Origin of the sequence: Streptomyces sp. NBC_01428 (genome assembly GCF_036231965.1) — a bacterium.
Taxonomy (GTDB): Bacteria; Actinomycetota; Actinomycetes; order Streptomycetales; family Streptomycetaceae; genus Streptomyces.
The window spans coordinates 3,079,535-3,099,515 of the sequence record NZ_CP109499.1; the positions used below are offsets into that span (position 1 = coordinate 3,079,535).

Consider the following 19,981-nt stretch of genomic DNA (forward strand, 5'->3'; position numbering starts at 1 on the left):
ACGGTACAACAGGAAATTACTAAGCGGTAGCTTTTACTGTTGCGCGGGGATGAACACCCGGCTGCCCGGACCGGTCCCCTCCCCCGGCCACGGGCCGCCCCGGACCGGCGGCCGCCCGTGCGGCCCGACCAGGTGGGTGATCCTTCGCCATTTTCTCGGCAAGTGTCCGGAATCACCCGTGACCAATCGGTCCGGGTGCTCCTCTGACAGGACATGAGTCTCACCGGGACGCCGTTCCTCCTGACGACGATCGCGCTGTGTGCCGTCGCCCTCGTGCTGCCGCTGGCCCTGTGGTCCCGGGTTCCCGGACCGGGACCGGTGCGCGGCACGGCGCGGCTGCTGATGCTGCTGTTCGCGCAGGCCACCGCGATCAGCGTGGTCTTCGTCCTGGTGAACGACGCCAACAGCCTGTACGACGACTGGGCCGACCTCCTCGGCACCGGCGACCACGTCGCACGGGCCGCCGACCTCGGCGCGGACGGCACCGGCGGGATCGCGCCGGAGAGCCTTCCCCGGGTGCGGCAGACCTTCGAGCGGGCCGTCGGGCCGGGCATGCGCGAGGCGGGCGGGGTCCGCGTCACCGAGCTGCGGGGACGGGTCTCCGGTGTGAACGCCGAGGTCTACGTCTGGCTGCCGCCGCAGTACGACGAACCCGCCTTCCGCCGCCGCTCGTTCCCCGTCGTGGAGCTGCTGCCGGGCTATCCGGGCTCCGCGCGGGCCTGGTTCGGTTCGCTGAAGGTGCACCGGCAGCTGGAGCCGCTGATGCGCGACGGACGGGTGGCGCCCTTCATCCTCGTCGCACCGCGCACCAGTCTGCTGGCCAGGGCGGACACGGGCTGCGCGAACGTCCCCGGCACGGTCAACGCGGAGAGCTGGCTCAGTGTCGACGTGCCGAGGATGGTCAGGGACAACTTCCGCGCCGCGGCCGCGCCGGACGGCTGGGCGACCGCCGGGTACTCCGCCGGGGCGCACTGCGCGACCAAACTGGCCGTCGCCCACCCCGACCGCTACCGGGCCGCGGTGAGCATGTCCGGGTACAACGACCCGCGCGAGGAACGCAGTTCGCTCGCCGGCCGCACCCCGGAGCTGCGGCTGCGGAACGACCCCTCCGTCCGGCTCCGTGCCACCCGTGTCCCGCCGCCGGTCGCGCTCTACTTCTCCGGCGAGTCCGGCGACGGCTACGAGGCGGGCGCGGCGATCCAGCGGATCGCGAAGGCGCCGACGCGGGTGGACGTGGTGCTGCTGCCGCGCAGCGCGGGCGGCCACGACATGGGCCTGTGGCGGCCGCAGCTGCCGGAGGTGTTCCGCTGGCTGACGGACCGCTTCCGGGCGCGGGCCGCCGTCGCGCCGGGCGCTCCCGGGGCGGCGGGCAGGGACGGCGTACGCGGCCCCGGCGGCACCGGCACCCTGGTGGAGACCGGCGACACGGGGAGCTCCCTGGACGTCGTCGGAGCCGGCCGGGTCAGGGGGTCTCGTCCTCGCTGACCGTCGACCGGCGGTTCCAGGCCCGCGGAGCACGCCAGTGGAACCGCATCGCGAGCAGCCGCAGCACGAAGGCCGTGACCACCGCGAGGCCGCTGGTGAAGGGGGTGAGCGCGTCGTAGCGGATGCAGAGCGCCACCATCGTGGCGCCGACGATCGCGGGAACGGCGTACAGGTCGCGGTCCCAGCGCAGCAGCGAGGGCACTTCGTTGGCGAGGACGTCGCGCAGCACACCGCCGCCGACCGCGGTCCCGAGGCCGAGGGCGGCCGAGGCGGTGAGGCCGAGCCCGTAGTCGTACGCCTTCACGGTGCCGGTGACGCAGAACAGTCCGAGTCCGGCCGCGTCGAAGACGTTCACGCCGACCTGGATGCGCTCCACCTGGGGGTGCAGGAAGAACACGAGCAGGGCGGCGACCAGTGGCGTGGTGAAGTACCCCAGGTCGGTGAAGGCGGCCGGGGGCACGGCGCCGATGACGATGTCGCGCAGCAGCCCTCCGCCCAGCGCGGTGATCTCCGCGAGAACGGCTATGCCGAAGACGTCGAAGTTCTTCCGGACGGCCAGCAGCGCGCCGGAGATCGCGAAGACGAAAATGCCGATCAGGTCGAGCGTGTGCTGGACGGAGGGGCTGAAGAGTTGCAGGAGCACCCCCACATTCTCACCTGTCGCGGGGTGTGCGCCTTACGAAGCAAGGTCTAGACGGCGGGCTTGCCTGGGGTGAAGAGCCAGGTCTGGAAGAGGTCGTCGAGCTGCCGGCCGGAGATCCGCTCCGCGAGGGAGATGAAGTCGGCGGTGCTCGCGTTGCCGTAGCGGTGCAGCTTCGTCCAGGCGGGCAGCAGCTTGAAGAACGCGGTGTCGCCGATGCGTTCACGCAGCATCTGGAGGGTCATCGCGCCCCGCTGGTAGACGGCGGAGGCGAACATCGTGTCCCGCTGCGGGTCACCGACGGTGGTCTGCCAGAAGGAGGAGTCCGCGGGCCGGGAGCCGTAGCCGGCGACGAACGAGTCGTGCGCGGAGCGGACGCCCTGGTGCTCCGACCACAGCCACTGCGCGTAGGTGGCGAAGCCCTCGTTCAGCCAGATGTCCTTCCAGTGGGCGACCGAGACGGAGTCGCCGAACCACTGGTGGGCCAGCTCGTGCACGATCGTCAACTCGGAGCGCACCGCCGAGTACGCGGGCTTCGACTGGACCTCCAGGGAGAACCCGGCCTGCGGCATGTCGTCGACGATCGCGCCGGTCTCCTCGAACGGGTACGGGCCGAAGACCTGGGACCAGTAGTCGGTGGCCGCGGCGGTGACGGCGTACACGTCGACGCTGTTGCTGTTCGCGAGCACCGGGTCGATGGCGACGTAGATGGGCGTGCCGGCGGGCGTCCTGCCCGTCCGCACGTCGAACTTCCCGATGGTCGCGGTCGCCAGGTAGGTGGCCATGGGCCGGCTCTCGCGCCAGTGCGTGACCGTGCGGCCGCCCCGGTCGTGCGTCGAGACCAGACGTCCGTTGGAGACGCCGGTCAGGCCCTTGGGCGCGGTGATGCGGATGTCGTAGGTCGCCTTGTCGGACGGGTGGTCGCTGGAGGGGAACCATGTGGAGGCGGCGTTGGGTTCGCAGGCGACGAAGACGCCGTCGGCGGTCTTCATCCACCCGTAGTCGGACCCGAACACGATCGGGCCGCTGAGCGCCTCGGGGACTCCGCCGTAGGTGACGGTGACCGTGAAGGTCCGGCCCTTGGCCAGCGGGCCGCGCGGGGTGACGCGGATCTCGTCGCCCGACCGCGTGAAGTGGGCGCGTCTGCCGTTCACCTCGACCTTGGTGACGTCCAGCTTCTGGAGGTCGAGGTCGAAGGAGGAGAGGTTCTGGGTGGCGCGGGCGGTGAGGGTGGTCCGGCCGTCGAGGCGGTCGGTGGCCGGGTCGTACGCCACGTCGAGGGCGTAGTGGCGGGCGTCGAAACCGCCGTTGCCGAGCTGGGGGAAGTAGGTGTCGCCGATGCCGTCGGCGCCCGGGGTGGGGGCGGAGGAGGCGGCGACGAGGAAGAAGGAGACCGCCGCGGTGGCGAGGGCCCCTAAACGTGCCGAACGGGAGAGTGCCATTTAGCGTCCCTTTCGTACGTGTGCCGATCAGAATCGATCAGACGGACACGCAGGACTCTGCACTCTCCCGTTCGGGCATGTTCATGACTTTGCCAAGTCGTCACGGGCTGGGGGCCCGTGACTCCTGACAGCCGAGGACGCTACTTCTTGTCGTCCTCCGCCGCGTCGGCCGGCTCGGACACCGCAGCCGCCTCGGGCGCCTCGGTGACCGTGTCGTCCTGCGCGGGCTTCACGGACCTCGCGGCGGGGACCGCCACGGGCTCGGGCTCCGCCACGGCGACGGGCGCCGCGGCCTGCTCCCCGAGCACCGCCTCGCCCACGAGCTCGACAGCCTCCCGCGCCGCCGACAGCAGCACGGTGTCCTGGGGAGCCTGGTCCTCGAAGTTCTCCGGGTGGTGGCAGGCGACCTGCTGACCGGGCCTCAGCTCGATGAGCGGCGGCTCGGTCGTCTTGCAGATCTCCGTGGCCTTCCAGCACCGCGTGTGGAAGCGGCAGCCGCTCGGCGGCGAGATCGGCGAGGGAACGTCGCCCTTGAGCAGGATCCGCTCGCTCTTGGCGCCCCGGCGCTTGGGGTCCGGCACCGGCACGGCCGACATCAGGGCCTTGGTGTACGGGTGCATCGGCGCCTCGTACAGCGAGGTGCGGTCGGCGAGTTCGACGATCTTGCCGAGGTACATCACCGCGATGCGGTCCGAGACATGCCGGACGACGGAGAGGTCGTGCGCGATGATCACGTACGTGAGACCGAGCTCGGACTGGAGGTCGTCCATCAGGTTCACGACCTGCGCCTGGATCGACACGTCGAGGGCCGAGACCGGCTCGTCCGCCACGACCAGCTTCGGCTTCAGCGCGAGCGCGCGGGCGATGCCGATGCGCTGACGCTGGCCGCCGGAGAACTCGTGCGGGTAGCGGTTGTAGTGCTCGGGGCTCAGACCCACCAGCTCCAGGAGCCGCTGGACCTCCCGCTTCACACCGCCCTCGGGCGTGACGCTCTGCAGCCGGAAGGGCGCCGAGACGATCGAGCCGATGGTGTGACGGGGGTTCAGCGACCCGTACGGGTCCTGGAAGATCATCTGGATGTCGCGGCGCAGCGGACGCATCCCCGAGGCCTTGAGCCGGGTGATGTCCTGGCCCTCGAACTCGATGCTGCCGCCGGTCGGGTCCTGGAGGCGGGTGATGACCCGGCCCATGGTCGACTTGCCGCAGCCGGACTCGCCGACGACGCCGAGCGTCTCGCCCTTGCGGACCTCGAAGTCGATGCCGTCGACCGCCTTGACCGCGGCGACCTGGCGCTGAAGAACACCCTTACGGATGGGGAAGTGCTTCTTCAGGCCCTGGACCCGCAGCAGGACCTCGCGGTCGTCCAGCGACTTCGCGGAGGCCGCGCGGTCGTCGGACGCCGCTGCCTGCTGCGGGATCACCGCGTCGGCGGCGTCCGTCTTCTTCGTCTCACTCACAGCTTCGGCGCAATCTCTTCGGTCCAGATCCGCGTGCGGTCCTCCTGCGAGAGGTGGCAGGCGGTGTAGTGGCCGCTGCCGATCAGCTGCAGTTCGGGGCGCACGGTACGGGTGACATCGCCCTTGGGCAGGTCCGCGTACGGGCAGCGCGGGTGGAAGGCGCAGCCCGACGGGACGTTGATGAGGCTCGGCGGCTGGCCCTTGACCGGGATGAGCCGGTCGGAGGTCTCGCGGTCGATCCGCGGCATCGAGCCGAGCAGACCCCAGGTGTAGGGGTGCTGCGGCTGCTCGAAGATCCGCTCGACGGTGCCGCGCTCCACGCAGCGGCCGCCGTACATCACCAGCACCTCGTCGGCGATCTCGGCGACCACGCCGAGGTCGTGGGTGATGAGGACGACCGCGGAGCCGAACTCCTTCTGCAGATCGCGGATGAGGTCGAGGATCTGCGCCTGGACGGTGACGTCGAGGGCGGTCGTCGGCTCGTCCGCTATGAGCAGCTCGGGGTTGTTGACGAGCGCCATGGCGATCATCGCGCGCTGCCGCATACCGCCGGAGAACTCGTGCGGGTAGCTGTCGGCGCGCTTGGCCGGCTCGGGGATGCCCACACGGTCGAGCATCTCGATCGCCCGCCGGCGGGCGGTCTTCTTGTCGACCTTGTGGTGGACGCGGTACGCCTCCACGATCTGGTTGCCGATCGTGTAGTACGGGTGCATCGCGGACAGCGGGTCCTGGAAGATCATCGCCATCTCGCGGCCGCGGAGCTTGCGCACCTCGTCCGGGTCGGCGTTGACCAGTTCCTTGCCGTCCAGCCAGATCTCGCCGGACATCTGGACGTTCTTGCCGCGTGCGCCGAGCCGGTGCAGGCCCATGATCGCCAGCGAGGTGACGGACTTGCCGGAGCCGGACTCGCCCACGATGGAGAGGGTCTTGCCCTTCTCCACCGAGAAGGTCAGGCCGTCGACGGACTTGACCAGACCGTCGTCGGTCGGGAAGTGCACCTTGAGGTCGCGCACTTCGAGGAAGGAGCGCGGGGCGTTCGAGGGGGAGGAGACGGGCTCGCCGACCGCGGCGCCGGTCTTGGACAGTTCGGTCACGAGAGCCTCACCCGCGGGTCGGCGGCTGCGTACAGCAGGTCCACCAGGAGATTTGCGATGACGACGAAGAAGGCGGCGAGGAGCGTAACGCCGAGGATCTTCGGCAGGTCGTTGTCGGTGATGCCCTGCACCGCGTACTGCCCGACACCGTGCAGGGAGAACACGGTCTCGGTGATCACGGCACCGCCGAGCAGCAGACCGAGGTCCATGCCGAAGACGGTGATGATCGGGGTGAGGGCGGCGCGCAGTCCGTGCCGGACCACGACCCTGCCCTCGCGCAGGCCCTTGGCACGGGCCGTGCGGATGAAGTCCTCGTTCATCGTCTCCAGCATGCCCGAGCGGGTGAGCCGGGCGTAGATGGCGGAGTACAGCAGAGCGAGTGAACACCACGCCGGGAAGAGGGTGTTGGCCCACTGCGCCGGGTTCTCGGTGAGCGGCACGTACGTGGTGCCGAAGATCGGCCACTGGTAGGCGAAGAGCAGCAGCGCCAGGTTGCCCGTGAAGAACATGGGCAGCGAGACACCGGCGAGCGCGACGCCCATGAAGGTGCGGTCGAAGATCGAGCGGGGCTTCAGCGCGGAGACCACGCCGATGGCCACACCGGACACCAGCCACAGCACCGCGGCGCCGCCGGCGAGGGAAAGCGTGATCGGAAGGCGGGAGGTCAGCTCCGGCCAGACCGCCTGGTGGGTCTTGAAGGAGTACCCGAAGCACGGCGCGCTGCAGTGTGCCGTGGTGGGGCCGAGGTCATAGGTAGCGCCGCTGACGATCCCCTTGATGAAGTGCCAGTACTGGACGTAGACGGGCTGGTCCAGACCGAGGTTGTGCTTGACCGCGAGAATGTCGGCCTTCGACGGGCTCTTCCCGATGTACTGCTGAGCCAGCTGGTCGGGGGTCTGACCGGCCAGTCTGGGGAGCAGGAAGAAGATGGCGAAGGTGACCGCGGAGACGACCAGGAGCAGGATCGCTGCCGCTGCCGTCCGACGGAGGATGTACGAGATCACGGGGATCGGCGCTGGTGCCCGCGGGCTGAGCCCGCGGGCACCAATGCCTTCACCTGCCTTCCGGGGCTACTACTTCTTCGTGGTGCCGATGTTGAGGTAGTCGTACTGGCCGCTGAAGGCAGCCGTGGAGACCAGGTTCGTGGCGTACTTCGGGCGGGCCAGGAGCACCTTGAAGTACGTCAGCGGGACGAGGACGGCGTCGTCCATGGTCTTCTTGTCGATCTCGGTGTAGATGCCGTTGCGCGCGGCGTCGTCCTGCGTGCCGATGGCCTTCTCGAGCAGCGCGTTGACGTCCTTGTTGTCGTACTGCGACAGGTTGGTGTTACCCGAGGCGCCGATCGCGCTGCCGTTCAGGATCTGCTGCTGGAAGCCGTAGCCGGAGGGCCAGTCGGCACCCCACTGCATCATGATCAGACCGATGTTGTTCTTCTCGGTGAACTTCGGGACACCCGCGTAGTCGGTGAAGTACTTGCCCGACGGGTACTGCTTCAGGCTGGCGTTGATGCCGACCTTCTTCAGCGAGTTGATGATCGCGGTGGCCGCGTCGATCTCCTGCGGGCGGTCGCTGCGCGCGGAGATGTTCGTGTTGATCGACGTCTTGCCACAGGCCTTGAGCTGGTCCTTGGCCTTGGCCGCGTCACCCTTGCTGCCCGCGGACGCGTAGACGTCCGACTTGCTGTAGCCCGGGATGTCCGGCGGAAGGACCGTGGAGGCGATGTCGCCACGGACCGGGCCGCCCTCGGCGGTCTGCACCGAGACCTTGTCGATCGCGAACTGCACGGCCTTGCGGCACTCGACCTTGTCGAACGGCTTCACCTTGGTGTTGATCGCCATGTAGACGAGTCGGCCACCGTAGGTGTTGTCCGTGCCGGCCTTCTTGTCGGCCGAGCTGAGCAGCTGCGCCTGGGTCGCGGCCTGGACGCCACCGCCACCGAGGTCGATCGCGTCGCCCGCGAGGACGTCCTTGTCGATCGTCTCGGCGTTGACCTTCAGGTTGACGACGATCTTCTCGGGGTACTGCTTGCGCAGCGGGTCGGTCTTCGCGTCCCAGTTGTCGTTGCGCACGAGGACGGCCTGCTTGCCGTCCGAGTAGCTCTGGAACTTGTACGAGCCCGAGGACACGATGTTCTTGACGTAGTCGACGCCGTTGTCCTTCGCCTGCGGGACCGGAGCGGTCTGCGGCGAGGCCACCAGGTAGTCGAACTCCTGGAACGCGGTCTTCAGGTGGAAGACGACGGTGGTGTCGTCCGGGGTCTCGATGGAGGAGAGGCCCTTGCCGCTCTTGTCCTTGTAGGGACCCTTGTACTTGTCGCCGCCCACGAGGAACTGCTGGAAGTAGTTCGGGCCGAGGGAGAGGACGTCACGCGCGAAGTTCGAGCGCTCGACGGCGTACTTCACGTCCTTGGACGTGATGGCGGTGCCGTCCTGGTACTTCAGGCCCGAACGCAGCTTGTACGTCCAGGTCTTGCCGCCGTCGCTCGGGACACCCTTGCTCGCGGCGAGGTCGGGGACAAGGGTGTTGCCCTTCTCGCCGGCGCCGGGCTGGAACGTCATCAGCGGGCGGGCGTACAGACGCGAGAGGTTGTACATGTACGCGTAGTACGTGTTGCCCGGGTCGAAGGAGTCCGGCACGTCGGAGTACTCGTACGTGACCGTGCCCCCCTTCTGGGTGGAGGCGTTGACGACGTCCGTGGTCGCTGCGTTGGCCCCAGCTGACTTCGTGTTGTCGGTGTTCTTGTTGTCATCGGCCTTGCTGCAGCCTGCAACGAGCAGACTCGCGGAGCCGATGGCCGCAATTGCGGCCAGCGCTGACCTTCGCATGATGGGCGGGTTCCCCTCCATTGTCGGAAACTTGTGGATCTCTCGGTGCGCGTCAGGCATCAGCGACTGCGCGGGTCGAGAGCGTCGCGGAGACCGTCGCCCAGCAGGTTGAAGGCGAGGACGGTCACGAAGATGGCGAGGCCGGGCACGATCATGAACTGCGGGTCGACCTCGTAATAGGTGACCGCTTCACGGAGCATGCCGCCCCAGGACGCCTGCGGGGGCTGGATGCCGACCCCGAGGAAGCTCAGGGACGCCTCGAAGAGGATGTTGGTCGGGATGAGCAGCGTCGAGTAGACGATGATCGGGCCGACCAGGTTGGGCAGCAGTTCCCGGAACAGGATGTACGGGCCCCTGGCCCCCATGCCCCGGGAGGCGTCCACGAACTCCCGCTCACGCAGGGCGAGCGTCTGGCCTCGGACGATACGGCCCAGGTAGGGCCAGTTGAAGAAGCCGATCACGAAGATCAGCACGCTCAGGTGGAGCGGGAGCCCTTCGAGGCCGAACGCGCCGCCCTGCAGGGTGGCGGAGATGGCGATCGCGAAGAGCAGGAGGGGGAAGGCGAGGAACGTGTCCATCAGGCGGCTGATGACCGCGTCGACGCGCCCGCCGTAGTAGCCCGCGACGACGCCGAGGATCGCGCCGATCACGTTCGACAGGATGGTGGCGCCGAAGGCGACCACCAGGGAGACCCAGGAGCCCTCGAGGACACGGGTGGCGATGTCGCGCCCGAACTTCGGGTCGACGCCGAGCGGGTGATCCCAGCTCATTCCGCCGAACCCGCCCTTGGGCAGCGAGGTGTTGGGGTCGATCAGGTCCTGGTGGAAGGCGTTCGGGTCCAGCCCGAACATCGCCTGGACGGGCCGGGCGAGCACGGCCAGCAGGATGAGCAGCACGACGATGACACCGCCGGCGACCGCCACTCTGTCGCGCTTGAAGCGCGTCCAGGCGATCTGTCCCAGGGAACGACCCTCGATCTGCCCCTTGTCGACTCCGGCGAGCACAGCCTCTGGCTGAACTTCCGTCGCCGCCCCGGTGGTCTCGATCGGTGCGGTCACAGTGACCCGACCCTTCTCGCCGGTGGTGACCGGCCTACGCCTGCCGCTGTCTGCGGCTTGGTTCACTTGCTCGCCGGGAAGCCGGCCGCAGATGATGCGGCCCGATGACCCGGCTGATCGTTCGACTTGCACTCGCTCACGGAATCGATGACCCCGTGTCTGATGGGCGAGTCTTCAGTGCCGCCACGATCACGTGCCAGGTCTCATGGAGAAAGTATGCGCAACCGTGATGCTTGTAGGGGGATTCCGTTATCCGAACAGTGGGTAACGCGAGCCGGACGAGGGGCAGTTGGGCGTGAAGGGTCCACGCTGATCCTTTTGGCCTCAAACGGTCCCGAACCGGGACAACCACCCCATGCGCCTGCTCCCCCGCAGGTCAGCACCATCGTGCGTACGGCAATGGAAGGCCGTGCGCGAGGTCATGATGCCAGCAGCACTCGCACGATCGTACGACCGGTCCGCGATGCGGGACGGCCTCAGTAGCCGCCGCGGGCCGGCGGATAGCCGTAGCCGCCCGCCACCGGGGCCTGCGCGGGCGCCGCGTGGGCCTCGCGGTCGTAGAACGGCCGGGCGTTGGCGCGCAGCCACATCGCGACCGGGTCGAACGCGTCGGACATCGCGACCGTCGAGACGGGCAGCCCCTCCGGGACGGCCCCGATCGACTGCTGCATCATCGCCCGCACCGAGTCGACGGCGGGCGGCGAGGTGTCGTACACGTCGAGGCCGATGGCGAGGTACGGCGCCCCGAGCGCGGGCTGGACCCAGGCCCGGCGCAACGAACGCACGGCCGGGGTGAGATGCGCGTTCTGGGTGATCAGGGCGTAGAACTGCGGGATCTCGATGCCGGGTTCGGAGAGCCGGAGCGGGCCCGCGGGCTGGCGTTCCAGGCCGGTGGCGATCCGGCGCAGATCGAGCCAGGGGATGCCGAGGCCGCCACCGGGAGCGTGCGGATTCAGCCAGAGACCGAAGTGGTCGGGGTAGAGGGTGCGGGCCACGTCCAGGCTGTCGACGACCTCGTACGAGCGGTTCCAGCCGCTGGCCGACAGCTCCTGGGCGGAGGTGACACAGGGCGCGTAACCGAAGCCGTCCACCTGCATGTTGCCGTACTGGGCGTCCGGGGAGCCGGACTGGCCGTGCCAGAGGAGCATCCACACCTGGCCGGACGAGGGGGTCGCGAGCGCGCGAAGGAGCGCCTCGTAGGCGTCGTAACGCCCGGGCGTCACCTGGCGCAGCATGTGCTCGACCTGCCCGGCCGCGGCCGTGCCCGACGCGCTCACCCTTCAACCGCCCCTTCGCGAACAAATCACGACGAACTCATCCAATACGCCTCAGGCGTCGGTGAGAACGTGCGTCAACACCTCGACCGGGCCATGAAACCAGCTTATGCGGCGAACGTCCTCCGCCGGGGGACGCCGTCGCGTGCTCCTTTCCGTCACGACGGACGGCCGTTCAGTGACCTGCCTGGTAGAAGGGCCGGACCTGGGCGCGCATCCAGTCGCCCACCGGGTCCTGGGTCACGTCGAGGAGGACCAGGTTCACCGGGATGTTCATCGGGACGCGGCCGAGGGCCCGGCCGAGGGCGTCGAGGGGGAGGGTGCGGGCCTCGCCCTCCCACAGGGAGAGTTCGACGCCGATGAACATGACCGGGGCGTCGCCCTCGATGCTGGCCAGGCAGCGGCGGGCGCTCAGCACGACGCCGGTGCCGGCGAACTCGGCGGAGGCCGCGGCGAGGAAGTCCACCGGGTCCTCCTGCCAGTCCGGTTCGAAGAGCCGCACCCGGCCGCCGCTCGCCGGTCCGTCCAGCGGGGTCCGCCCGGCCCGGCAGAGTTCGGCGACGGCGATCGGCGGCAGGGGCACGCCGACCACGCCGTCCGGGTTCACCGCGATGCCGACCTGCGGCGGGAGTCCGCGGGCGAACTCCGCGGCGGGCGCGATGGTGAACGACATGTGGCCGCCGGTGACCTGCCGGAACTGCTCCTCCGAGCTGAAGACGGGCACGTACACCTGGCCTTCGAGCTCCATCGTGGGCAGATCGAGCGGGCCGCTGTCGGGGCCGCCGCCGCTGGGCAGCGGCACCCAGACGAAGCTGCGGCCGAGCACCTCGACGATGCGGGCGCCCGCCGAGGCGGCTCCGCCCATGCCGAGGGCGGCGGACAGCACCTCCTCCAGCTCGTTGCCGGGCCAGCCGCCGTGCGGATGGGGGTGTGCCTGTGCCGGGAAGTCCATCTGTCTCTACCGCCTGCTTCGAACCACTGTTCCGGCTGGAAAGGTTAATGGGACGACACGGCCGGTCAGTGGCCGAAGTCGATCCTGCGCAGCACGTCGGCCGCCTCCCGGTCGATGAGGACCGCGGAACCGCAGCCCTCGGGAACGTCACCGCGCTCCACGGAGCGCAGCAGCCGGGCGACCGCGCCGCGGTGGCGGGCGAACGCGTAGCGCGAGACGCCCCGGCCGCGCTCGCGCTGGCCGTCCAGCGCGGTGTCCGGCGTGACGTCGAGCAGCAGCAGGTGCAGCGCGCCTCCCCGGCGGCGCGCCGCGCGGCCGAGCCAGCGGCGCACCCAGGCCTGGGTGCCGCAGTCGTGCACGACGACTCCGCCGTCGCCGCGCAGCGCCCGGCGCAGGCCGGCGTAGTGCGCGAGGCGGACCAGGGGGCGGTAGACCGCGTACGGCAGCAGGCGGGCCATCCGGCCGTCCCAACGGTCGCGGGTGTCCTGCGAGTCGACGCGCGTGCCCTCGACCGCCCGCCGCATCAGGGTCGACTTGCCGCTGCCGGGCAGTCCGGTGACCACGACGAGGTCGCGGGTGCCGAAGCGCAGACCGTGCGGGCTGTGCCCGGCACGGTCCCTCAGGTCTCGGACGACGGCCGCCGGGAGCGGGCCGCACGCCTCCCGGGCCGGTGCGCCGGTCTGCTCGGGCAGCGCGAGACCCGAGGTCGTCGCGTACACCGTGGTCCTGTTCACCGTGGCCGTCCTCCCCTTGGATGTGGAGTCCCATCCCCGTCGAGTGTAAAGAGAAGGTAATGCGCGGCGCTTCCCGTTTCGGTGCGCGGACTGCCACAGCACGGTTACAGATGCGGACTGCCCTGATCGGACGGGGCGTGCAATGATGGCCGCGCCAACTGCATACCGGCCGCTTGAATCCGCGCGGGAGAGTCCTGGGTACGTGTACCCGGGCGCCGAAGGAGCAAGTCCCTCCCTTGAATCTCTCAGGCCCCGTTACCGCGCGGGCGAGGCACATCTGAAAAGCGGGCCGCTCTCCGTGGCTCCACCCAAGGTGCAAATCAGGACCACCGTTTCGCGGGGTCGTGATGAACCTCTCAGGTTCCGATGACAGATGGGGAGGAACGACCTCGCCGTCATGCCTTGGGAGCCCCACCGATGAGCAGCACCACCCCCCGCCTCACCGCGCTCGACGCCCTGCACCGCTCGCTGGGCGCGACGATGACCGACTTCGCCGGCTGGGACATGCCGCTGCGCTACGGCTCGGAGCGCGACGAGCACCTCGCCGTCCGCACGAAGGCCGGCCTCTTCGACCTCTCGCACATGGGCGAGATCACCGTCACCGGCCCGCAGGCCGCCGAGCTCCTCGCCTTCGCGCTGGTCGGCAACATCGCCACCGTGGGCGTCGGCCGTGCCCGCTACACGATGATCTGCCAGGAGGACGGCGGCATCCTGGACGACCTGATCGTCTACCGGCTCGCCGAGCACGAGTTCATGGTCGTAGCGAACGCCTCCAACGCCCAGGTGGTGCTGGACGCGCTGACCGCACGCGCCGCCGGTTTCGACGCGGTGGTGCGCGACGACCGTGACGCGTACGCCCTGATCGCCGTGCAGGGACCCGAGTCCCCCGGCATCCTCGCGTCGCTCACCGACGCGGACCTGGACGGCCTGAAGTACTACGCGGGGCTGCCGGGCACCGTCGCCGGTGTGCCGGCGCTGATCGCCCGCACCGGCTACACGGGCGAGGACGGTTTCGAACTGTTCGTCGCGCCCTCCGACGCCGAGAAGGTGTGGCAGGCGCTGACCGACGCGGGCACCCCCGTCGGGCTGATCCCGTGCGGCCTGTCCTGCCGCGACACGCTGCGCCTGGAGGCGGGCATGCCGCTGTACGGGCACGAGCTGACGACCTCGCTGACCCCCTTCGACGCCGGCCTCGGACGGGTCGTGAAGTTCGAGAAGGAGGGCGACTTCGTGGGACGCGCCGCGCTCCAGGAGGCCGCCGAGGGCGCCGAGCAGAACCCGCCGCGGGTCCTGGTCGGCCTCGTCGCCGAGGGGCGTCGCGTGCCGCGCGCCGGGTACCCGGTGGTCTCCGGCGGCCAGGTCGTCGGAGAGATCACCTCGGGCGCCCCGTCGCCCACGCTGGGCAAGCCGATCGCGATGGCGTACGTCGACGCCGCGCACGCCGCGCCGGGCACCACCGGTGTCGGTGTGGACATCCGGGGCACCCACGAGCCCTACGAGGTCGTGGCGCTGCCCTTCTACAAGCGCCGGAAGTGACACTGGTCCGCACCGGCAGGCCGTGACACCGGCCCGCACGGACCACGGGCGTCGCGGCTCTCCGCGGCGCCGGACGGCACCCCCGGACGGGCTCGTCCGGGTGACGGACTCCCCCTTTCATCAGCACTCCCCCGCGTACAGGAGAATTCAGGCCATGAGCAACCCCCAGCAGCTCCGCTACAGCAAGGAGCACGAGTGGCTGTCCGTCGCCGAGGACGGCGTCGCGACCGTGGGCATCACCGAGTTCGCGGCCAACGCGCTCGGCGATGTCGTCTACGCCCAGCTTCCCGAGGTCGGTGACACGGTGACCGCGGGCGAGTCCTGCGGCGAGCTGGAGTCGACCAAGTCGGTCAGCGACCTGTACTCCCCCGTGGGCGGCGAGGTCGTCGAGGCCAACCAGGACGTGGTGGACGACCCGTCGCTGGTGAACTCGGCCCCCTTCGAGGGCGGCTGGCTGTTCAAGGTCCGCGTCGCCGACGAGCCCGAGGACCTGATGTCCGCCGACGAGTACGCCGCCTTCACCGCCGGCTGAGGAGTCACCGCATGTCGCTTCTGAACACCCCCCTGCACGAGCTGGACCCGGACGTCGCGGCCGCCGTCGACGCCGAGCTGCACCGCCAGCAGTCCACCCTGGAGATGATCGCCTCGGAGAACTTCGCTCCGGTCGCGGTCATGGAGGCCCAGGGCTCGGTCCTGACGAACAAGTACGCCGAGGGCTACCCCGGCCGCCGCTACTACGGCGGCTGCGAGCACGTCGACGTGGTCGAGCAGATCGCCATCGACCGGGTGAAGGCCCTGTTCGGCGCCGAGCACGCCAACGTGCAGCCGCACTCGGGCGCCCAGGCCAACGCGGCGGCGATGTTCGCGCTGCTCAAGCCGGGCGACACGATCATGGGTCTGAACCTCGCGCACGGCGGGCACCTCACCCACGGCATGAAGATCAACTTCTCCGGCAAGCTCTACGACGTGGTCGCCTACCACGTGGACGACGAGACCGGCCAGGTCGACATGGCCGAGGTCGAGCGCCTCGCCAAGGAGTCGCGTCCGAAGCTGATCGTCGCCGGCTGGTCCGCGTACCCGCGTCAGCTCGACTTCGCGGAGTTCCGCCGGATCGCCGACGAGGTCGGCGCGTACCTCATGGTCGACATGGCGCACTTCGCCGGCCTGGTGGCCGCGGGCCTGCACCCGAACCCGGTGCCGCACGCCCACGTCGTCACGACGACCACCCACAAGACCCTCGGCGGCCCCCGCGGCGGCGTGATCCTCTCGACGGCCGAGCTGGCCAAGAAGATCAACTCCGCGGTCTTCCCGGGTCAGCAGGGCGGTCCGCTGGAGCACGTGATCGCGGCCAAGGCCGTCTCCTTCAAGGTCGCCGCCACCGACGACTTCAAGGAGCGCCAGCAGCGCACGCTGGACGGCGCGCGCATCCTGGCCGAGCGCCTGGTACAGGACGACGCGAAGGCCGTGGGCGTGGACGTGCTGTCCGGCGGCACCGACGTGCACCTGGTCCTCGTCGACCTGCGCAACTCCGCGCTGGACGGGCAGCAGGCCGAGGACCGGCTCCACGAGGTCGGCATCACGGTCAACCGCAACGCCGTCCCGAACGACCCGCGCCCGCCGATGGTCACCTCCGGGCTGCGCATCGGCACGCCGGCGCTCGCCACCCGCGGGTTCACGACCGAGGACTTCACCGAGGTCGCCGACGTCATCGCCGAGGCGCTGAAGCCGGCCTACGACGCCGAGGCCCTCAAGGCCCGGGTGTCCGCTCTGGCCGACAAGCACCCGCTGTACCCCGGCCTGAAGTAGTTTCGTACGCTTCAGGCCGTACGTTTTTGTTCGTACGTTTTCACGGCGTACGGTTTTTGTTCGTACGGTTCGTTCCGTACGGGCGTCCGGGGCACCGCGCACACTGGAAGCAGCGCGGTGCCCCGTCCCATGCAGTCCCGCACCACCCCCGCCGGACAACGGCGTCCGGCGAAACCACCAAGGAGTTCCCCGTGGCCATCTCGGTCTTCGACCTGTTCTCGATCGGTATCGGCCCGTCCAGCTCCCACACGGTGGGCCCGATGCGCGCCGCACGCATGTTCGCCCGGCGGCTGCGCAACGAGGAGCTGCTGGCCCCGGTGACCTCGATACGCGCCGAGCTGTACGGCTCGCTGGGCGCGACCGGCCACGGGCACGGCACGCCCAAGGCGGTGCTGCTCGGCCTGGAGGGAGCCTCGCCGCGCACGGTCGACGTGGAGGGCGCCGACGACCGCGTGGAGCAGATCAAGGCGTCCGGCCGGCTCAGCCTGCTCGGCGAGCACGAGATCGACTTCTCCTTCGACGACGACCTGATCCTGCACCGCCGCAAGGCCCTGCCGTACCACGCGAACGGCATGACGATCTTCGCCTACGACGCCGCGGGCGACCTCGTCCTGGAGAAGACGTACTACTCGGTCGGCGGCGGCTTCGTGGTCGACGAGGACGCCGTCGGCGAGGACCGCATCAAGCTCGACGACACCGTCCTGAAGTACCCGTTCCGCACGGGTGACGAGCTGCTGCGGCTGACGAAGGAGACCGGCCTGTCGATCTCCGCGCTGATGCTGGAGAACGAGCGGGCCTGGCGCACCGAGGACGAGATCCGCGAGGGGCTCCTCGCCATCTGGCGCGTCATGCAGGCGTGCGTCTCGCGCGGCATGGCCCGCGAGGGCATCCTGCCGGGCGGCCTCAAGGTCCGCCGGCGCGCCGCCCACTCGGCCCGCCAGCTCCGCGCCGAGGGTGATCCGCTGGCCCACGCGATGGAGTGGATCACCCTCTACGCGATGGCGGTCAACGAGGAGAACGCCGCGGGCGGCCGGGTGGTGACCGCCCCGACCAACGGCGCGGCCGGCATCATCCCGGCGGTGCTGCACTACTACATCAACTTCGTGCCGGGCGCCGACGAGGAGGGCGTCGTGCGGTTCCTCCTCGCGGCGGGTGCCATCGGCATGCTCTTCAAGGAGAACGCGTCCATCTCCGGCGCCGAGGTCGGCTGCCAGGGCGAGGTCGGCTCGGCCTGCTCGATGGCGGCCGGCGCGCTCGCCGAGGTGCTCGGCGGCAGCCCCGAGCAGGTGGAGAACGCCGCCGAGATCGGCATGGAGCACAACCTCGGCCTGACCTGCGACCCGGTCGGCGGTCTGGTGCAGATCCCCTGCATCGAGCGCAACGGCATGGCCGCCGTGAAGGCCGTGACCGCCGCGAAGATGGCGATGCGCGGCGACGGCTCCCACAAGGTCTCCCTCGACAAGGTCATCAAGACCATGAAGGAGACCGGCGCCGACATGAGCGTGAAGTACAAGGAGACGGCCCGGGGCGGGCTCGCGGTGAACATCATCGAGTGCTGATCGCGTACGCCGGGTGCGGGTCGCTCCTCCGTGCGAGGGTGACACGGGTGAAGTCGGGGAACTCGAAGGGCAGTTGTTCCCCACGAAACCCGGGCACCACTCTGTGTGGCCCGCCCCCTGCACGGAGGCTCCCCCCATGCTGCGAGGCATCGACGTCAGCGCCTACCAGTCGTCCGCGTACGGAACCGACGGTCTGTCGTTCGTCTTCATCAAGGCGACCGAAGGCCGCTCGTACGTCAACCCGAAGCTCGCCGCCCAGGTGAAGACGGCCCGCGACGCCGAGTGCGTCGTGGGCTTCTACCACTTCCTGTGGCCCGGCGACATCACCGCCCAGGCCGAGTACTTCGTCGGCAAGGCCCCCGAGAAGGCGGGCGACCTGCTCGCCGTCGACTGGGAGACCACCGGCGAGGGCACCCACGCGAGCAACGCGGAGAAGGACCGCTTCATCCGCAAGGTCAAGGAGCTGCGCCCGCACCACCGGGTGGTGCTCTACACGAACCGGAACTTCTGGCTGAACATCGACACCACCTCGTACGCCGGCGACGGTCTCTGGATCGCCGACTACGTCTCCGCGGGAAAGCCCCGCATCAAGGCGAAGTGGCGCTTCCACCAGTACACGTCCGACCCGGTGGACAAGAATGTGGCGGACTTCGCGAGCAAGACCGCGCTGCGCACCTGGGCCGGCGGGGCGTAGCCGAGCGGAAGGAAGAGAGCGGACACATGGGCGGGACGGTCGCTGCGGTCAGCAGCAACGGGACGTACTCCTTCACCAAGCCGAACCGGACGGGCGTCACACTCCTCGCCGGGCTCGGCGTGGAGGGCGACGTGCACGCCGGGACGACGGTCAAGCACCGGTTCCGGATGCTGAAGGACCCGTCGCAGGTGAACCTTCGCCAGGTGCACCTCATCCACGAGGAGCTGTTCGACGAGGTGCGCGCGGCGGGTTTCGAGGTCACCGCCGGTCAGCTCGGGGAGAACGTCACCACCCGGGGCGTCGACCTGCTCGGGCTGCCCACCGGGACGCGGCTGCACCTGGGGGCGGAGGCCGTCGTCGAGGTGACCGGGCTGCGCAATCCCTGCGCCCAGATCGACACCTTCCGAAAGGGCCTCATGAAGCAGGTCGTCGGGCGGGACGAGGACGGGACGGTCCGCTTCAAGGCGGGGATCATGAGCGTCGTCCTCACCGGCGGGCCGGTGCGGCCCGGCGACTCCGTGACGGTGGAGCTGCCGGTCGGGCCGCACCGGCCCCTGGAGATCGTCTGACCTCCGGCCCGTGCCGGTGGCGCGGGTCAGCCGCGGAAGTCCGCCGGACGCTCCCGGGGCGCCTCGGCCAGGGCCTTCGTGACGGCGTCGACGCCCTCCTGGAGGCCGTAGACGGGCGTGCCGGGCTGCTGGCGCCAGGAGTCGTCCAGGCCGCCCGCGTCGACGGTGTCGAAGCCGATCTCGTCGATCAGGTCGCGCACCCGCTGCTTGGCCGCGGCGTCGTCACCGGCCACCGGGAGCGCCAAGCGGTCCGGTGCGCCGGCCGGGCGGGCGCGGTCCAGGATGTCCTGGGCGTAGGTGCCGTTGAAGGCCTTCACGACCGTGTGGCCGATCTGCTGCGCGGTCCAGCGGCTCTCGGTGAGACCGTCGTCCTCGATCGCGTCGATCCGGCCGTCGCGCTGCTGGGGGTAGTAGTTGCCCGTGTCGATGACGGCGACGCCCTCGGCGGCTCCGTCCAGGATGCCGTCGGGCAGGTTCGGGACCGCCTTGAGCGGGACCGTGACGACGACGATCTCGGCGCCGCGTGCCGCCTCCTCGACCGTGACGGGGGTCGCCCCGGTCTCCTCGGCGAGCGCGGTGAGCGTCTGGGGGCCGCGGGAGTTGGCGACGGACACGTCGTGCCCGGCGGCGGTGAACCGCCGGGTGAGGTTGCCGCCGATGTTGCCCGCGCCGATGATGCCGATCTTCATGAGAGACAGACCCTTCCGGGGTTGATGCTCCTGATGGGGATCAGCAACCCCGGGGACGGATGCCCTATTCCGGGCTGTGCGGCATCCGGGTGAAGAGGCCGAAAACACCACGCTCTCCGGCTGCTTCGGACCGCACCGAGGACGGCCCGCCGGGGCGGGTGACGCCG

18 protein-coding genes and 2 riboswitches are annotated in these 19,981 nt (G+C 69.8%); of the genes, 7 read left to right on the forward strand and 11 right to left on the reverse strand.

The features are described 5' to 3' along the window. The first annotated feature begins 213 nt into the window (after window positions 1-213). A complete protein-coding gene (locus tag OG406_RS13195) occupies window positions 214-1,485 on the forward strand; it encodes an alpha/beta hydrolase (RefSeq protein WP_329185854.1) in 1,272 nt (423 codons plus the stop codon). Here the strand turns inward: OG406_RS13195 and OG406_RS13200 are convergent. From OG406_RS13200 to OG406_RS13245, 10 genes are all read right to left on the reverse strand, one after another. Continuing rightward, window positions 1,463-2,128, reverse strand: a complete 666-nt coding sequence (locus tag OG406_RS13200) for a trimeric intracellular cation channel family protein (protein ID WP_081219553.1) — start codon at window positions 2,126-2,128, stop codon at window positions 1,463-1,465. The two genes, OG406_RS13195 and OG406_RS13200, sit on opposite strands and share 23 nt — an antisense overlap. Window positions 2,129-2,175: 47 nt before the next feature. Continuing rightward, window positions 2,176-3,567, reverse strand: coding sequence for a M1 family metallopeptidase (locus tag OG406_RS13205; RefSeq protein WP_329185856.1), 1,392 nt, complete (start codon window positions 3,565-3,567; stop codon window positions 2,176-2,178). A 140-nt stretch (window positions 3,568-3,707) separates the two neighbouring features. Next, window positions 3,708-5,024, reverse strand: coding sequence for an ABC transporter ATP-binding protein (locus OG406_RS13210; RefSeq protein WP_266846677.1), 1,317 nt, complete (start codon window positions 5,022-5,024; stop codon window positions 3,708-3,710). Further along, entirely contained in the window at window positions 5,021-6,118 is a 1,098-nt protein-coding gene (locus OG406_RS13215; protein ID WP_081219550.1) for an ABC transporter ATP-binding protein, read from the reverse strand. The genes OG406_RS13210 and OG406_RS13215 overlap by 4 nt, the downstream gene beginning before the upstream one ends. Continuing rightward, window positions 6,115-7,122: an ABC transporter permease gene (locus OG406_RS13220; protein WP_164369030.1), complete on the reverse strand. Its 1,008-nt coding sequence runs from the start codon at window positions 7,120-7,122 to the stop codon at window positions 6,115-6,117. Before OG406_RS13220 ends, OG406_RS13215 begins: the two co-directional genes overlap by 4 nt. Window positions 7,123-7,191: 69 nt before the next feature. After that, the gene (locus OG406_RS13225; protein ID WP_239154518.1) at window positions 7,192-8,943 is read right to left on the reverse strand and encodes an ABC transporter substrate-binding protein; all 1,752 of its coding nucleotides are present in this window, start codon (window positions 8,941-8,943) and stop codon (window positions 7,192-7,194) included. A gap of 59 nt (window positions 8,944-9,002) precedes the next feature. Beyond that, window positions 9,003-10,001: an ABC transporter permease gene (locus OG406_RS13230; protein WP_081219547.1), complete on the reverse strand. Its 999-nt coding sequence runs from the start codon at window positions 9,999-10,001 to the stop codon at window positions 9,003-9,005. Window positions 10,002-10,477: 476 nt separating this feature from the next. Further along, the gene (locus tag OG406_RS13235; RefSeq protein ID WP_164369032.1) at window positions 10,478-11,278 is read right to left on the reverse strand and encodes an enhanced serine sensitivity protein SseB C-terminal domain-containing protein; all 801 of its coding nucleotides are present in this window, start codon (window positions 11,276-11,278) and stop codon (window positions 10,478-10,480) included. A 172-nt stretch (window positions 11,279-11,450) separates the two neighbouring features. Then, window positions 11,451-12,227, reverse strand: coding sequence for an enhanced serine sensitivity protein SseB (locus tag OG406_RS13240; protein WP_081219545.1), 777 nt, complete (start codon window positions 12,225-12,227; stop codon window positions 11,451-11,453). 65 nt (window positions 12,228-12,292) lie between these two features. Next, window positions 12,293-12,961, reverse strand: coding sequence for an AAA family ATPase (locus OG406_RS13245; protein WP_266846686.1), 669 nt, complete (start codon window positions 12,959-12,961; stop codon window positions 12,293-12,295). 174 nt (window positions 12,962-13,135) lie between these two features. Further along, window positions 13,136-13,232: riboswitch (glycine riboswitch) on the forward strand. After that, window positions 13,233-13,344, forward strand: a riboswitch (glycine riboswitch). A gap of 34 nt (window positions 13,345-13,378) precedes the next feature. Between OG406_RS13245 and gcvT the strand changes: the two genes are divergently transcribed. The 6 genes from gcvT to OG406_RS13275 all read left to right on the forward strand — a co-directional run bounded on the left by gcvT (window position 13,379) and on the right by OG406_RS13275 (window position 19,125). Further along, a complete protein-coding gene (gene gcvT / locus OG406_RS13250) occupies window positions 13,379-14,497 on the forward strand; it encodes a glycine cleavage system aminomethyltransferase GcvT (RefSeq protein WP_329185862.1) in 1,119 nt (372 codons plus the stop codon). A 154-nt stretch (window positions 14,498-14,651) separates the two neighbouring features. Further along, entirely contained in the window at window positions 14,652-15,029 is a 378-nt protein-coding gene (gcvH, locus tag OG406_RS13255) for a glycine cleavage system protein GcvH (protein ID WP_081219542.1), read from the forward strand. 11 nt (window positions 15,030-15,040) lie between these two features. After that, complete coding sequence (gene glyA / locus OG406_RS13260; RefSeq protein WP_329185865.1) at window positions 15,041-16,303, forward strand: serine hydroxymethyltransferase; 1,263 nt, start codon at window positions 15,041-15,043, stop codon at window positions 16,301-16,303. Window positions 16,304-16,494: 191 nt separating this feature from the next. Then, on the forward strand, window positions 16,495-17,862 hold the full coding sequence (locus OG406_RS13265) for an L-serine ammonia-lyase (RefSeq protein ID WP_164369036.1): 1,368 nt from the start codon (window positions 16,495-16,497) through the stop codon (window positions 17,860-17,862). A gap of 136 nt (window positions 17,863-17,998) precedes the next feature. Next, window positions 17,999-18,556, forward strand: a complete 558-nt coding sequence (locus tag OG406_RS13270) for a glycoside hydrolase family 25 protein (protein ID WP_266846691.1) — start codon at window positions 17,999-18,001, stop codon at window positions 18,554-18,556. Window positions 18,557-18,582: 26 nt separating this feature from the next. Then, window positions 18,583-19,125, forward strand: a complete 543-nt coding sequence (locus tag OG406_RS13275) for an MOSC domain-containing protein (RefSeq protein WP_164369038.1) — start codon at window positions 18,583-18,585, stop codon at window positions 19,123-19,125. A 26-nt stretch (window positions 19,126-19,151) separates the two neighbouring features. On the opposite strand, the gene OG406_RS13280 is transcribed toward OG406_RS13275, so the two are convergent. Continuing rightward, on the reverse strand, window positions 19,152-19,925 hold the full coding sequence (locus tag OG406_RS13280) for an NADPH-dependent F420 reductase (protein ID WP_323178175.1): 774 nt from the start codon (window positions 19,923-19,925) through the stop codon (window positions 19,152-19,154). Window positions 19,926-19,981: the final 56 nt, after the last annotated feature.

Coding starts and splice junctions, on each gene's coding strand:
- OG406_RS13195 (WP_329185854.1), top strand. CDS start 214: ATGAGTCTCACCGGGACGCCGTTCCTCCTGACGACGATCGCGCTGTGT.
- OG406_RS13205 (WP_329185856.1), bottom strand. CDS start 3,567: ATGGCACTCTCCCGTTCGGCACGTTTAGGGGCCCTCGCCACCGCGGCG.
- OG406_RS13225 (WP_239154518.1), bottom strand. CDS start 8,943: ATGCGAAGGTCAGCGCTGGCCGCAATTGCGGCCATCGGCTCCGCGAGT.
- OG406_RS13240 (WP_081219545.1), bottom strand. CDS start 12,227: ATGGACTTCCCGGCACAGGCACACCCCCATCCGCACGGCGGCTGGCCC.
- gcvT (WP_329185862.1), top strand. CDS start 13,379: ATGAGCAGCACCACCCCCCGCCTCACCGCGCTCGACGCCCTGCACCGC.
- gcvH (WP_081219542.1), top strand. CDS start 14,652: ATGAGCAACCCCCAGCAGCTCCGCTACAGCAAGGAGCACGAGTGGCTG.
- glyA (WP_329185865.1), top strand. CDS start 15,041: ATGTCGCTTCTGAACACCCCCCTGCACGAGCTGGACCCGGACGTCGCG.
- OG406_RS13270 (WP_266846691.1), top strand. CDS start 17,999: ATGCTGCGAGGCATCGACGTCAGCGCCTACCAGTCGTCCGCGTACGGA.
- OG406_RS13275 (WP_164369038.1), top strand. CDS start 18,583: ATGGGCGGGACGGTCGCTGCGGTCAGCAGCAACGGGACGTACTCCTTC.